Source organism: Vibrio sp. 2433-A1 (assembly GCF_056726085.1).
In genome coordinates this window covers 1-14824 of sequence record NZ_JBRESC010000021.1, presented here as the reverse complement: position 1 = coordinate 14824, position 14824 = coordinate 1, and the positions used below count along the sequence as shown (strand labels likewise).

General features: G+C 45.4%; 10 protein-coding genes. 2 read left to right on the top strand and 8 right to left on the bottom strand.

Features of this window, described 5'->3' with window-relative positions; translation table 11 throughout:
- Positions 1–59 precede the first annotated feature (59 nt).
- The 4 genes from ACU01J_RS17775 to ACU01J_RS17760 all read right to left on the bottom strand — a co-directional run bounded on the left by ACU01J_RS17775 (position 60) and on the right by ACU01J_RS17760 (position 6922).
- Entirely contained in the window at positions 60–848 is a 789-nt protein-coding gene (locus ACU01J_RS17775) for a PhzF family phenazine biosynthesis protein (RefSeq protein WP_481086908.1), read from the bottom strand.
- A 147-nt stretch (positions 849–995) separates the two neighbouring features.
- On the bottom strand, positions 996–3833 hold the full coding sequence (locus tag ACU01J_RS17770) for an FAD-binding and (Fe-S)-binding domain-containing protein (RefSeq protein ID WP_481086907.1): 2838 nt from the start codon (positions 3831–3833) through the stop codon (positions 996–998).
- 101 nt (positions 3834–3934) lie between these two features.
- A complete protein-coding gene (gene lldD / locus ACU01J_RS17765) occupies positions 3935–5074 on the bottom strand; it encodes an FMN-dependent L-lactate dehydrogenase LldD (RefSeq protein ID WP_481086906.1) in 1140 nt (379 codons plus the stop codon).
- Between the two features lie 156 nt (positions 5075–5230).
- Positions 5231–6922: an L-lactate permease gene (locus ACU01J_RS17760; protein WP_481086905.1), complete on the bottom strand. Its 1692-nt coding sequence runs from the start codon at positions 6920–6922 to the stop codon at positions 5231–5233.
- 155 nt (positions 6923–7077) lie between these two features.
- Here ACU01J_RS17760 and ACU01J_RS17755 point away from each other — a divergent pair, with 155 nt between their 5' ends.
- Positions 7078–7977, top strand: a complete 900-nt coding sequence (locus tag ACU01J_RS17755) for a LysR family transcriptional regulator (protein ID WP_481086904.1) — start codon at positions 7078–7080, stop codon at positions 7975–7977.
- Positions 7978–8068: 91 nt separating this feature from the next.
- On the opposite strand, the gene ACU01J_RS17750 is transcribed toward ACU01J_RS17755, so the two are convergent.
- Positions 8069–9691 carry an ABC transporter ATP-binding protein gene (locus ACU01J_RS17750; RefSeq protein WP_481086903.1) on the bottom strand — a complete coding sequence of 541 codons (1623 nt, stop codon included), beginning with the start codon at positions 9689–9691 and terminating at the stop codon, positions 8069–8071.
- A gap of 12 nt (positions 9692–9703) precedes the next feature.
- Positions 9704–10198, bottom strand: a complete 495-nt coding sequence (locus tag ACU01J_RS17745; RefSeq protein WP_481086942.1) for a hypothetical protein — start codon at positions 10196–10198, stop codon at positions 9704–9706.
- A gap of 204 nt (positions 10199–10402) precedes the next feature.
- On the opposite strand from ACU01J_RS17745, the gene ACU01J_RS17740 reads away from it, so the two are divergent.
- Positions 10403–12763 carry an AAA family ATPase gene (locus tag ACU01J_RS17740; RefSeq protein WP_481086902.1) on the top strand — a complete coding sequence of 787 codons (2361 nt, stop codon included), beginning with the start codon at positions 10403–10405 and terminating at the stop codon, positions 12761–12763.
- 49 nt (positions 12764–12812) lie between these two features.
- On the opposite strand, the gene ACU01J_RS17735 is transcribed toward ACU01J_RS17740, so the two are convergent.
- Positions 12813–13754 carry a 2-hydroxyacid dehydrogenase gene (locus ACU01J_RS17735; RefSeq protein ID WP_481086941.1) on the bottom strand — a complete coding sequence of 314 codons (942 nt, stop codon included), beginning with the start codon at positions 13752–13754 and terminating at the stop codon, positions 12813–12815.
- A 70-nt stretch (positions 13755–13824) separates the two neighbouring features.
- Positions 13825–14745: an IS5 family transposase gene (locus tag ACU01J_RS17730; RefSeq protein ID WP_481085133.1), complete on the bottom strand. Its 921-nt coding sequence runs from the start codon at positions 14743–14745 to the stop codon at positions 13825–13827.
- Positions 14746–14824: the final 79 nt, after the last annotated feature.

Sequence of the window (14824 nt, the reverse complement as noted above, 5' to 3'; positions counted from 1 at the left end):
TGCACGGGTGATCATGTCGTTTATTACCTCCAGAGATGAATTAGATTGCCGCGCGAGTGTTAGACAAATATTTTACCGTGTGAATAAGGAACAACATCGCCGGATACAATAACTTGATCAGGTTCGACGTGACAATATAGAGTGCCGCCTCGTTTTGATGCCTGATAGGCCAATAAATTAGGTTTGTTCAATCTTTCCGCCCAGAAAGGGGCAAGTCCAGCATGAATAGAGCCAGTGACTGGGTCTTCATCACCACCGTTCGCTGGCCAGAAGTAACGTGAAATGAAGTCGTATTTTTCACTTGCCGCTGTCACTACCACATCGTAAGGCGCAAGCTGTTTTAGATATTCACTTTTCGTTTCTAAGTTGATGATGTGTTGTTCGTTGTCATAAATGGCAAAGTAAGCTTGCTCGCTTCGAAGCACTTCTTTTGGTTGAATAGAGAGTCCTTCGAGCAGCATTGATGGCGCTTCTACTGGTACAGGCTCACGCAGTGGGAAGCACATTAATATGCGACCTGATAAGTCTTTTTCTACCGTTAATGGACCCAGTGTTCTGGTTTCAAATTGAATCACTTCGCCCGCATCAAAATGCTGAAAAAGGACATAGGCAGAAGCGAGTGTCGCATGGCCACAAAAATCAACTTCACAAAGGGGAGAGAACCAGCGGATCTCAAATCGGTCGATACCAATTGGTTTGATAAATGCGGTCTCAGACAAGTTATTTTCGGCAGCGATATTCAGCATCACATCGTCACTTAACCAATCGTTTAGTGGGATTACCGCCGCTGAGTTTCCGCTAAATCGCTGCTGAGTAAATGCGTCACAGACGAACATTTCAAATTCCATAGTCACTCCTTCTTAGGTATTGAACCAGATGGGTAGATTATTAGCTTTTGTTACATCTAATGGAGGAAAATGCTCTAGGGTTGCGACAAAGCTCTAACAGAAGCACCCCTAGGTAACATTTAATTGTACTCAAAGTTTGAAGTGAGATTATAGCGGGCTACTAACCTCATCAACCAAATACAGGATGGATTGATAGGGGATGCCGCTATGATGCGATAGGCCGATTTCACAGGTTCGACTGTTACTAAAACCGCGTTGGCAATCTTCGGGTACTTGTTGCTTCAAAGGGTGAACCGCAGCGGCATTGAGTTCTGGTGTAGTGAAGCCTTTGTCACCTGCCCAACCACAGCAAGTAATATGTTCAGGCACCACCACATCAGAGACACACCGTTTCGCGAGATTCAGCATCTCATTAGATAGCCCCATACGTTGGGAGCTACAGGTGATATGTAGCATCACGGTTTCTTGCTTTGGTGAAATAGAAAGGTTGTCGATAAGGTACTTGGAAACAAAACCTGTTGGCTCAAGAATCTCTAATGGGCGGGTAAAGTTCTCAATACTTCGTTTTGCACAAGGGCTTGTGTCCATAAGGATCGGATATTCACCTTCGTAACTGGCTTTCCAGAGAGCGGATTCAAGCTGCTTAGACTTTTCACTCGCAATGTCACTCATACCTTTACTATCGTATGGCATGCCACAGCATTGCTCATCAAGAGAGTCAGGGATGATAACTTCAAAACCAGCCTTCTTGATAAGTGACAATGTCACCTCGGTTAGGCTTCTTTGATCATTTGCATCGACTTGTTGGCCCATGGTACGTGACGCACATGACGGTAGATAAACGACTTTCTTATCGGAGCGAACTAGTCGTTCCATCGCTTTATTCAATTCATGAGAGTTTGCTTGAGGAGTTTCTGGAAGCCAAATTGGTGTTTTGCCTTTGCTCATCTTGCGAATACCATTTGTAACCTTAGCAACACCGTTTTCTCCAATCACTTTGACGGCGAGTTTATTGGCTTTGAGTGAGGCGCGAGTTAAGGCTGTCGTGGTGCTGAAGTGATTCGCTGTCCATTTGGCTATCGGGGTAAACTTCTGGTATTTCTCAGTGCGTAGCTGTTTAACAAGTTCGCCAGTATTGATACCAACTGGGCAGCGATCAGCGCATAATCCAGTCGCTGCACAGGTATCTAACCCTTGGTACTCAAATATTTGTGCTAACTCAGTGGCTTCGGTTTGTTCTCCGGACGCGCGTCGTCTTTGCAACTCGCGATAAAGCACGATACGCTGACGCGGTGAAAGGGTTAATGTGCGAGAAGGGCACACGGGTTCGCAAAAGCCACATTCAATACAGCGGTCAACTAAGGAATCTGCCGCGGGCATAGGCTTTAAATTTTCAAGATGCGAGTGAGGGTTATCGTTAATAATGACGCCAGGATTTAGCAGCCCTTGTGGATCAAATAAAGCTTTGATCTTTTGCATCAACTGATAGCCATCTTTGCCCCATTCCAATTCAACATAAGGGGCCATGTTTCGTCCGGTACCATGTTCAGCTTTCAGTGAACCTTGATATTTCACCGCAACGAGTTCGGCCACATCATCCATAAAGCCGCCATAGCGGTCGATTTCACTTTGAGATTCGAAGCCTTGGGTGAAGACAAAGTGAAGATTGCCTTCTAATGCATGGCCAAAAATGATCGCTTCAGAGTATTGGTATTTATCAAACAGTGCTTGTAAATCACGAAGGCCATTGGCAAGGTTTTCAACGGGGAAAGCGACGTCCTCGATAATGACAGTGGTACCCACTTCTCGAACTGCGCCGACAGCTGGGAACATACCTTTTCGGATGCCCCAAAGTGTAGCGACTGTCTTAGGATCTAATGTAAAAGGAACCGATTCAATAATGGAATAGTCTTCAAGTGCGGCCATTATTGTGTGGCATTGAGTATCAATAGTCACTTTTTCGCTTGCGTGAGTCTCGACCAATAACGCCGTCGCTTCCAGATCTAACTGTTGAATAAAGCTCGGCATGCCAGGCTTATCGGCCACTGAGCGCAATGCTCGGCCATCCATTAACTCAACTGCGGCAACCGGAGTCTTTGACAAGGTAGTGACGGCTTGGCTGGCTTGTTCAAGATCGGCGAAAACCAACAGGGTAGAGGCTTTGAAGTTGTGTTCAATAACTGTGTTGTAGGTCACCTCAGCAATGAAGCCGAGTGTACCTTCTGAGCCGATCATTAAGTGTTCTAGGACTTCGATCGGGTCACTAAAGTCGACCAATGCGTTAAGGGCGTAACCCGTGGTGTTTTTTAAGCGATATTTATGACGGATTCGCTCACTTAGCGCTTCATTGTTTTGAGTTTCGTTGATGAGCGTATTTAAGCCCTCAATGATATCAGGACGAGTGGTTTTAAACGCGGCAATACTTTCCTTGCTTGCAGTATCAAGCAAGGTTCCATCGCTAAAGACGACTTTAATACTATCAATAGTTCGGTAAGAGTTTTGAGCGGTGCCACAACACATGCCACTGGCGTTATTGGCAGCAATTCCGCCAATCTTACAGGTGTTAATGGACGCAGGATCTGGACCTATCTTACGTTGAAATGGCGAAAGGTATTTATTGGCATCGGCTCCGATCACTCCAGGTTGAAGAAGAATCTTGTCGCCATCATCGATGATTTCATGACCGCGCCAGTCATCGGTCAAAGTAAACAGAACAGAGTCAGACACCGCTTGCCCTGATAAACTTGTACCCGCAGCTCTAAAAGTAAAATGGATGTTCATCTCACGACAACATTGAATAGCGTAAATGACTTCTTCAAGACTTTTAAGTCGCAGCACTATTTGCGGAACCAGTCGATAAAAGCTAGCGTCAGTGCCGTAAGCTAAGCGTTTAGCATGTTCAGTGATGATTCTTTGTTGTTCGATTTCAACGGCGAGCAGAGCTTCAAGCTGTTGATAGCGGTTATCGTTGAGACGATTCGACATGTAAGCTTCCTTGTGTTTGCCACTGGTGTTGTCTTTTTTATGTATCCAGTAGATAAAAAAGTGTCACAGTTTCAATGTGTTTGCTGTGACACCTTCTGAATTTACTTAATTTTGACCAGTGATTCTCTGTTCAAGTCTTTGATACTTTTAGCGCCGGTCAATGTCATTGCGACGCGCATCTCTTTCTCATACAGATCGAGCAGGTTTTCGACGCCAGATTGACCTTGAGCAGCCAGAGCGTAAATGAAAGAGCGGCCAAGTAGAGTACAATCAGCGCCGAGTGCAAGCATACGCACCACATCTAGACCGGTTCTAATCCCTGAATCGACGAAGATCTTTAAGTCACCTTTTACTGCGTCAGCAATAGAAGGGAGCGCTTTGGTGGTAGAAAGTACCCCGTCTAGTTGACGACCGCCGTGGTTAGACACAACGATGCCGTCAGCACCAAACGAGACCGCATCTTTAGCATCTTGTTCATCTAAGATCCCTTTAATGACCATTGGGCCGTCCCAAAAGTCGCGAATCCATTCAAGATCTTTCCAGCAGATAGAAGGGTCGAAGTTGTCACCTAACCAGCCGATGTAATCTTCAAGCTTGGTCGGCTCACCGCGGTAAGTGGAAATGTTGCCAAGGTCATGAGGTTTACCCAATAGCCCGACATCTACTGCCCAGCTTGGGTGGCGCATCGCCTGAAACACGCGACGGGCAGCAGCGTTTGGCCCGCTCATGCCTGAATGCATGTCGCGATAGCGCGCACCCGGTACCGGCATATCGACTGTGAAGACCAGCGTAGTCACTCCGGCGGCTTTTGCTCTCTCTAAGACGTTTTTCATGAAGCCGCGATCTTTCAGCACATAGAGTTGGAACCACATCGGTCGTTCAATCGCAGGTGCAACCTCTTCAATTGGGCAGACAGAAACTGTAGACATGGTAAATGGAATGCCCTTATTTTCTGCGGCTTTAGCGGCTTGGACTTCTCCGCGACGTGCATACATGCCAGTAAGACCGACAGGCGCTAAAGCGATTGGCATTGAGAGTTTCTCGCCGAACACCTCAGTTTCTAAGCTGAGATCTTCCATGTTGTTTAGCACACGTTGTTTAAGCGCAATATCTGCAAGATCCTCAGTGTTCTTTCGCAGTGTGTGTTCACCGTATGAGCCGCCATCGATGTAGTGAAAAAGAAACGGTGGTAGCTTTGCTTTTGCCGCTGCTCGGTAATCTGTAGAGGCAGAGATAATCATATGTCAGTCCTATCAATCGTTAACTGTCACCACTCTATGGAGGCTTTCAGGGTATTGCGCGATAAAGAAGAAGCGTTACTACTCATATGTTGCAATTGCTTTCGCAGTTACTTGTCTATTGTCAGGGGACAAGTAGTAACGCCTCAAATCGAAGTCTTACTTCATTAATGCATCGGTAATTTGTAGGCCGTAAATGGCGAATAAGCCAATCGCACCTGTTACTAATAAGTAGTACATGGTTGGGATAATGGTTTTTCTTAGCGTCGCGCCTTCACGACCTAAAAGACCTACCGTTGCTGATGCTGCCACGACGTTGTGGATAGCAATCATATTGCCGGCAGCGGCGCCAACGGCTTGCAGAGCAACGATGACAGCGCTTGAAATCGTTAACGTTTGAGCCACTTCAAACTGGAACTGGCTAAACATCATGTTGGATACGGTGTTTGAACCCGCAATGAAAGCGCCCAGTGCACCTACTGTGGCACTTAATGCTGGGAACGCATCACCGACGAGGCCAGCTGCAAAATTAGCCGTGGTCACAGGCATACTTGCTAGGTCGGCACCGTTAATACCTGAGTTGATAAAGATACGTACCATAGGAATGGTGAACACCAATACAAAGCCTGCGCCAATCAGCGTCTTACTTGATTCACCAAATGCTTTTGCTAGAGGCGTAACACTACGTGACTGAAGTAATACAGCGATAAGTGCGACGAAGACCAAGATACCACCCGGCAGGTATAAGGGCTGAATAGCGGTACTTACACCAGCTTCACCAAGGATGTTACCAAAAGATAGGCTCACGCTACGTAGAGCGGCCTTAAATTCAGCGTTGACACGACTAGCAACCAAAACCACAGCAAGTAAGACATAAGGGAACCAAGCCAATACCATACTCATTGGTTTAGCTTTGTTATCATCCAGTTCAATTTTAAGCGAACCTAACCACTCGGCTGGCCACTTGCTTTCGTCTTCGAAGTCCCATGTTGATTTTGGTACTAGGAAACCACGTTTAGCCGCAGATACGACGATCGCTAGGCCAACCAAACCACCAATCAATGATGGGAACTCAGGGCCGAGTAACACGCCCGTTAGTGCGTAAGGGATGGTAAACGCAAGGCCGGCAAAGAGGGCAAATGGCAAGATATCTAGCCCTTCAGTCCAGCTCTTATTCTTGCCAAAAAAACGAGTTAGCATCATCGCCATTAGGACAGGGATTAATGTACCTACACAGGCATGGATTAGTGCGACACTAGATGTGATCTGTTGTAAGTAGGCATCCCAGCTTGAACCGTTAGCAATGAGCATCTCGCCAATATTGTGAGTATCGAGACCTTTATTGACGCCAACAATAATAGGCGTACCCACAGCGCCAAATGATACAGGCGTTGATTGGATCATCATGCCCATTAGAACGGCGGCAAGCGCAGGGAAACCAATCGCGACAAGTAGCGGAGCGGCAATCGCTGCAGGCGTACCAAACCCAGAGGCCCCTTCGATAAATGAACCAAAACACCACGCAATGATGATCGCTTGAACACGACGGTCAGGGGAAATATTGGTGAAGCCATTTCTAATCGTAGAGATCGCTCCGGTGTGTTTGAGCGTGTTGAGCAGGAAAATAGCCCCGAACACAATCCAAAGGACTGAAACGGTGATACCTAAACCTTGAAAAATAGAGGCGATGACACGAGTCGTCGACATATCCCAAGCGAATAGGGCGATAACAACGGTCAATCCAAAAGCGACAGGCATGGCTTTTTTGGCTGGCCAGTTGAGACCGACAAGGAGTATGGCTGCCACCACAATTGGTGAGAAAGCCACGAGGGCAAGTATTGTTTCACTCATTAGTATGTCCTTTACATTCTGTAGGCTGAACTCTGGAGAGTTTCTTAGAATTTATATTTGTGATGTATTTGTTAATTGGAGGTGAATTTACCTCTTTATTTTTTGTGGATATAGGGAAATAATGAAAATAATTAGTTCCAAAAGTGACATAATCAATGCGTGCAGATGATCTAATACTATTTTCTCAAGTGGTTGAAATGGGCAGCTTTAGTAAGGTGGCTGAAGCAAATAGCCTTACAAATTCGGTAGTTAGCAAAAGAATTGCCAGACTCGAAGAAGAAATAGGAGTTCAGCTATTATATCGAACAACGCGTAAATTGACGCTGACCGAAGCAGGTAAGGCGCTCACCCAAGGTGCCAAAACTGTGAAGCAAGCCACTCAGGAGGCTATGGATGCAGTTTCAGGCTTTGGCGAAAACGTTATCGGCCATATCAAAATGTCCGTCCCTTCCATTTCTGGTGATTTGATCCTTGCTGATGCAGTCGCAGAGTTTTGTAATCTTCATCCCGGTTTATCGGTCGATATGTCGCTCGATAACCGCTTTGTTGATTTAGTAGAGGGCGGATACGATCTTGTTATTCGTACTGGTTATCTAGAAGACTCTAGCTTGATTGCTCGGCACATACTCGATTCACAGTGGGTGGTGTGTGCGTCGCCTGCCTATATTGCGCGAAACAGCAAACCTAACGAGCCTCAAGATCTCATCTTACACAATTGTCTTCAATATGCTTATCAGACAACGGGGGCAAGTGAGTGGGAATTCAAAGCGGAGCAGGGCAACTATATCGTTAAAGTATCGGGCTCGTTTTCGACCGATAATGCAACCGCATTGAGAAAGGCTGCGTTGGGTGGGCACGGTGTTGCTTACGTTCCGCGTTGTTTGGTCTATCACGATATTCGCAATGGGCAGCTAGTTGATTTGTTCCCAGAACAAGTTGGTAAGCGATTGGGAATCTACGCGGTTTATCCATTTACTCGACAGCCGCCAAACAAAGTAAAGCTATTGATTGAGCATATTCGCACGCGCTACTTAGCTATCTCTCACTATTTTTGATTGTCCTTACGATGAAAAAATACCGATGCATCCGTGCATCGGCATTAAGTCGGCGGCCAAACCGATCTTATTAAGTCTAGGTCAGGTTGACTTAAGCTGCTTCGATTTCTTCATCTAAATCAAAGGAAGCCGCAATCAGCTTCTTGGTATAGTCGCTTTGTGGGTTATGGAAGATCTCATCGGCGGTGCCTTGTTCCATCACTTCGCCTTTCTGCATAACCAATACTCGGTCAGACAACGCTTTTACTACGCTCAGGTCATGACTGATAAACAAGAAACCGATGTTATGTTTCTTTTGGATATCTTTGAGTAGGTCGATAACTGTCAACTGAACGGAACGATCGAGTGCCGATGTTGGCTCATCAAGTAAGATGAACGAAGGCTCAAGAATCAGTGCGCGGGCGATGGCAATACGTTGTCGCTGTCCTCCAGAGAATTCGTGTGGATAACGGTTAATAGAATGCGGGTCGAGCTTGACTTCTTCGAGCGCTTTACGAGCACGAGCCATGCGTTGTTGGCGAGTTAGCTGTGTCTGGTGGACCGTCAGTGCTTCGGTAATAATGTCACCGACTGTCATGCGTGGAGATAGCGAACCATACGGGTCTTGGAACACCATTTGAACATTTTTCTTGAGCTCAAAACGCTGCTTATCATTGAGGTTAGCGAGATCTTGGCCTCTGAACTGAATGCGACCTGTTGAAGGAAGTAAGCCGATAAGTGCACGTCCAAGGGTTGATTTACCTGAGCCAGACTCACCAACAATACCCAAGGTTTCACCTTGTTTTAGCTCTAAAGAAATGCCTTTAACTGCTTCAAAATATTGGTTTTTGTTAGGTAGGAAGTGAGACTTTATCAGGAACTTCACTCTAATATCATCAGCTTGAAGCAGAGCAGGCGCATGCTCAGGAATAGGGTCTTTGCTCCCTTTCGGATTCGAGTTGATCAGCATTTGGGTGTATTCATGTTGAGGATTAGCAAACAACATGTCGCACTCTCCTTGCTCGACAACATCCCCTTTACACATCACAATGACTCGATCGGCAAGATGTTTGACTACTCCTAAGTCGTGTGTGATGAACAGGATAGACATGCCCATTTTGGCCTGAATTTCTTTAATCAGATTAAGCACTTCCGCTTGTACAGTCACGTCCAAAGCCGTTGTTGGCTCATCGGCGATCAATATGTCAGGTTCATTGATTAGAGCCATCGCGATCATAATACGTTGCAGCTGACCGCCAGAAAATTCGTGTGGGTATTTGGTGTAGGCTTGTTGCGGGTTTGGCAAATGAACCAAATCAAACAGCTCAAGTACTTTAGCTTTTGCTTGTGAGCGAGTCACGCTTCGGTGGCACATAATTGCTTCAGCTACTTGAATACCGACACGCATAAACGGGTTTAATGACGTCATTGGCTCTTGAAAAATCATTCCGATACGGTCGCCGCGAATCGATTGCATCTCTTTTTCAGATAGGTCGAGTAATGATTTGTTTTCAAATTCAATATGAGATTGAGAGTGGATCAGAGCATTGTTAGGTAATAGTTGCATCAACGCATTGGTTGAAACGGACTTGCCACTGCCTGACTCTCCAACGATTGCTAGGGTTTCGCCCTGAAATAGATCGAAACTGACATTCTTGACTGCGTCGACAATACCATCGTTGGTGGTAAAGCTCACCGAAAGGTTTTTAACCGACAAAATGGTCGTCTGTGACATGATATTTCCTTATTAATTTATTATATGCGACTGTTCCATGACAGCGTTGTATTGCTTTAGCGTTGTAAAATAGTGGTGGGCCTTTTGTACACCTTCAAACTCAAGCATCCATTGTGCGCTGCGCTGAGCACTGCAAAACGCGCCCATGTGGGTCAATAAATCTTCACACTGTTTGTGGATAATGTGCTGCGTAGCATTGACTAAATCAAAAGTTTCGATGGAGATAAATTGAAGCTGAGCATAGCTTTGATTGAGCAGATCGAACGCTTGTTGATGTTGTCCCATCTTATTTAAGATCTCGGATTGAGATACCGCCGCATCGCGTAGTCCCGTTACAAGGCAGCTAAATTGGCACGGCTTGGTGTTCTCGTCCGTTACCGCGTGTTGTAGGTGAGCAGGAAGATGGTTGAGTACTTGGTCATACAGGTAATGAGCTTCAGGCCAATGACCTTGCTCTAATAGTTGTTCTGCTTTTAGATAGTGTGTCCAGCACTGTTGCAAATCCATATCCATATACTCTACTAACGAATCATCGCTATATTTAAATGCAATTCATTAACTAATGCAAATGGTTATCATTTTAATGTTGAAATTTGCACGTGAATGGATAAAAAGTAATCACTTAAACTCGAATTGGCTGTAAGTCACTAAAATATAAATAAATCTGGCCTAAACTAGTTCTTATAGAGTATTCAATACAAGGATAGAGTGATGACAATTCAAAGACTTGAAGCCAGTCAGCTATACCTAACAGCTGAACTAGAAAAACTAGAAAGCAAGTCGACAAAAGAGTTACCGCCTATCGACGAAATTGTCGGGCAAGAGCGAGCACAAAAAGCTGTCGAGTTTGCTATGTCGATCAAAGAGAAAGGCTACAATATCTACGCGATTGGCCAAAATGGCCTCGGTAAACGGACGATGATCCTCCGATACCTAAACCGTCATCAACACGATGCCACTGAACTGTTTGATTGGTGCTATGTGGCGAATTTTGAAGATATTCGTACGCCAAGAGTGCTAAAGCTGCCGTGTGGTGTCGGCAGTAAACTTAAGCAAGATATCGAAAAGCTGATGTCAAAATTGGTTAACGCAATGCCACTTGCGTTCGATAACGAGCTCTATTTTAGCCGTGCTGATAAGTTAAAAAATCAATTAGCAGCTAAACAAGAAGCCGAGCTTGCAGTAATCACCAAAGAGGCGAAATCCAAAGGGATCAGCTTAACAATTACTACTCAAGGTGATTATCAATTTGTCGCGATGAATGGTGAAGAACTGCATAGCGAAGAAACATTTGATGAGCTGAGTAAAAAAGAACAAGAGTACTTTGGTAGCGCGATTGATAACCTCGAAGTTCAGCTTCGAACTATGGTTCGACAGTTGACGGAATGGGAGGAGACCTACAGCGAGAAGATCAAAAAGCTCAATGATGACGTGACGTTAGATGTGATTACGCATTTCATTAAGCAGCTGAAAAAGGACTACTCTGGTTATCCAGCGATCAAGGCCTACCTTACAGAGCTGCAGGCGGATATTGTCGAAAATGCCGATATATTCTTGGAGCAAAGCGCTGAGCAAGGTGAGGCTGCAACTGCATCACTTGATAAGAAGTTGCCACGTCGCTACAAGGTTAACGTTTTAGTAAGCCGCAAAAATGAAGATTTCCCAATTGTGGTTGAAGAAAACCCGAATTACCACACGCTCTTTGGTTATATTGAAACAGCGACCTTTAAAGGCACTGTATTTACCGACTTCTCGCTGATTCGTCCGGGTAGCCTACACAAAGCCAATGGCGGTGTACTACTGATGGATGCGCAGAAGGTACTCGAACAACCTTATGTATGGGATGGGCTTAAGCGTGCATTAAGAGCAAGACAATTAAGCTTTACCTCGCTAGAAAAAGAAGTCACGCTTACGGGGGCAGTCTCTCTCGACCCTGAAGCGATACCGCTGGATGTAAAAATCATCCTATTTGGTGACTATCGTACTTACCAACTACTGCAGCACTACGATCCAGAGTTCAGCGAACTGTTCAGAGTGACAGCGGATTTTGAAGATGAAATGAAGCGTGATGCTGAATCAGAGCTGCAATACGCTAAGTTCATCTCAAGTGTCGTAAATGACAACAACATGCTGCACTGTGATCGTAAAGCGATTGCGCGAATCATTGAACATAGCTCTCGCTTAGCCGGCGATCAAAATAAGATCTCATTGCACTCGGCTCATATTGCCAATTTACTGCGTGAATCAAACTACGTTGCACGACAAGCCAATTCGAATATGATCCGTGCAAGTCATGTTGAAGAAGCATTATCCAACCAAGAGATGCGTGTCAGTCGCTTGAAAGACAGTGTTATGGAGGGCTTTGTTAACGGTACAACCCTGATTCATACTGATGGCGAAGCGATTGGTCAGGTTAATGCACTGTCTGTATTGAGTACCAGTGAGTATATGTTTGGTGCGCCAAACCGAATTACTGCGACGACTTGTTATGGGGACGGTGAGGTTATCGATATTGAGCGTAGTGTGGATCTTGGTGGCAGCATTCACTCCAAAGGGGTGATGATCTTAAGTGCTTATCTATCATCAGTGTTTGGTAAAACAGCCAAGGTTCCGCTCAGTACGACCATTACCTTTGAGCAATCTTACGGCGGAGTGGATGGCGACAGTGCGAGTATGGCCGAATTCTGTGCCGTAGTGTCTGCCTTTTCAAAACAGCCGAACCGCCAAGACATTGCGATTACGGGTTCAATGAACCAGTTCGGTGAATCGCAGCCAATCGGTGGGGTGAACGAGAAGATTGAAGGCTTCTTTGATGTCTGTAAGATCAAGGGACGTAATGACAATCAAGGGGTCATTATCCCACGTTCTAACATGCATAACCTTATGTTGCGCCCTGATATCGTTAAAGCGGTCGAAAAAGGCGAGTTCAATATATGGGCGATTGACCACGTTACTGAAGCAATTGAATTGTTTACTGGTAAGCCTGCAGGTACGCCGAGTGAAGAAGGCAGTTATCCAATCGATACCATTTACGGTGTCGCCCAAGCTAAACTTAATGCGTTAAGAAAATAATGAAAAACGAAAAGAGCCCTTTGATAGGGGCTCTTTTTGTTGAGTGGGTTTAAAACTCGATGATTTCGTTACCGGAAGCTTGGTTATTGGCGAACGCCTCAATATTTGTCAGAGTGGTTTCTGCAATGTTGCCTAAGGCTTCATTGGTCAAGAACGCTTGGTGGCCAGTAAATAGAACGTTATGACAAGCTGATAGGCGACGGAAAACATCATCAACAATGACATCATTCGATTTATCTTGGAAGAACAGCTCTTTTTCGTGCTCATAAACATCAAGTCCTAGAGCGCCTATACGGCCTTTCTTGAGTGCTTCAACCGCAGCGGCAGAGTCTAATAATCCGCCTCTACTGGTGTTAACGATCATCACGCCATTTTTCATCTGGTTGAAAGCGGCCTCATCGAGTAGGTGGTAGTTTTCCTTAAACATTGGGCAATGCAGAGTAATAATGTCACTTTGCTGGAATAGCTCTTCTTTGGAGCAATACTTTGCGCCCATTTCTATTGCTAGAGGGTTCTCATATGGGTCATGGCAAAGAATGTTCATCCCTAACCCTTTTAGGATGCGCATGGTCGCAATACCAATTTTACCCGTACCGATAACACCAACGGTTTTGCCGTAGAAGTTAAAACCCACCAACCCTTCAAGGTTAAAGTTCGCATCTCTAGTGCGTTGGTAGGCTTTGTGGAATCGACGGTTGAGGCTCATCATTAGGCCAACCGTATGTTCAGCCACAGACTCTGGTGAATAAGCTGGGACGCGTACTACTTGGATACCCAGATTTTTAGCTGCGTCCAAGTCAACACGATCAAATCCTGCGCAACGCATAGTAATGAGTTTTACACCTTGCTCACACAGAGCTTCTAGTACTTCTTTTGAAAGGTCATCATTTACAAATGCGCAGACGACAAGACAACCATGGGCCATTTTCGCTGTTTTTTTGTTTAGCTGAAACTCGTTAAAATGGAGATTAAAACCATGAGTTTGGTTAATTTTTGCAAAAGAAACTGGCTTTGTTGCGTAATTCGGACAGAAAAACAAACCGCCCGAAATTGTGCAATTCTTAAACAACAAACTGAGTTTCAGGCATACCAAGCCCTGTAAGCTTGTTCAGCGCTTTAATCATGGCGTAGGTTTCGCCAACCTGAGCATTGTAGTTTCGCAGGCTTAACCTCCCACCTAGCAACTGCTTCACTCGATACATGGCTGTTTCTGATAGTGAACGTTTGTGATAACCATACCGCTTTTTCCACTTCTTGTTGGAGCCGTAGAGCTTTTGGCAACCCACTGCTAAATTGCGAGGATGTCCTTGTTCCCAGAAGGCTGCCCCTTCTCTTGGTGGGATAAGCGGAATAGCTCGCTTAATCCGTATGGCATCATGGCAGTTCCTTGTGTCGTAAGCACCATCTCCAGATATCTCGATGATTTGTCGACGTGTTTGCTTGAGCAAATTAGGAAGGACTTCTGAATCAGTGACATTAGATAAACTCAGTTCTGCTGCTACTATCTCGTGAGTACTGGTGTCGACTGCTAAATGCAGCTTTCTCCAGACTCTACGCTTCCCGTCAGTACCGTGCTTCTTGACCTTCCATTCACCTTCGCCATAAACCTTGAGACCAGTGGCATCAATGGCCAGATGCTGTATCGCACCTCTGGTTTTAGTTTTAAATGAAACCTCAACCTGCTGGGCTCGACGGCTTATACAGGTGTAATGCGGACAAACAAGCGGTATGTTAGCCAGCTTAAATACTGAGTCTAGAAAACCTTGCAGCGCTCTCAATGGCATAGAGAAAACGCGTTTTACCATCAGTGCGGTAGTAATGGCTAGGTCGCTGAATCGACGAGGCCTGCCGCGCTTACTCTGTTTGCTTTGCTTCCACTCGCGTATGGCTTCCTCATCAATCCAGAAAGTGAGTGAACCACGGTTGATTAGGGCTTTGTTGTACTGTTTCCAGTTAGTTGTTTTGTAACGAGGTTTCGGCATAAGGCTACGATGATTAACTGATGTAGCCGATCAGATCGTAACTTCCTGATTTAGTTCCATCGAATTACGCAACAAAGCC

Excerpts from the sequence above, each read along its gene's own strand:
- ACU01J_RS17775 (WP_481086908.1), bottom strand. The coding sequence starts at position 848 with ATGGAATTTGAAATGTTCGTCTGTGACGCATTTACTCAGCAGCGATTT.
- ACU01J_RS17770 (WP_481086907.1), bottom strand. The coding sequence starts at position 3,833 with ATGTCGAATCGTCTCAACGATAACCGCTATCAACAGCTTGAAGCTCTG.
- lldD (WP_481086906.1), bottom strand. The coding sequence starts at position 5,074 with ATGATTATCTCTGCCTCTACAGATTACCGAGCAGCGGCAAAAGCAAAG.
- ACU01J_RS17760 (WP_481086905.1), bottom strand. The coding sequence starts at position 6,922 with ATGAGTGAAACAATACTTGCCCTCGTGGCTTTCTCACCAATTGTGGTG.
- ACU01J_RS17755 (WP_481086904.1), top strand. The coding sequence starts at position 7,078 with ATGCGTGCAGATGATCTAATACTATTTTCTCAAGTGGTTGAAATGGGC.
- ACU01J_RS17750 (WP_481086903.1), bottom strand. The coding sequence starts at position 9,691 with ATGTCACAGACGACCATTTTGTCGGTTAAAAACCTTTCGGTGAGCTTT.
- ACU01J_RS17745 (WP_481086942.1), bottom strand. The coding sequence starts at position 10,198 with ATGGATTTGCAACAGTGCTGGACACACTATCTAAAAGCAGAACAACTA.
- ACU01J_RS17740 (WP_481086902.1), top strand. The coding sequence starts at position 10,403 with ATGACAATTCAAAGACTTGAAGCCAGTCAGCTATACCTAACAGCTGAA.
- ACU01J_RS17730 (WP_481085133.1), bottom strand. The coding sequence starts at position 14,745 with ATGCCGAAACCTCGTTACAAAACAACTAACTGGAAACAGTACAACAAA.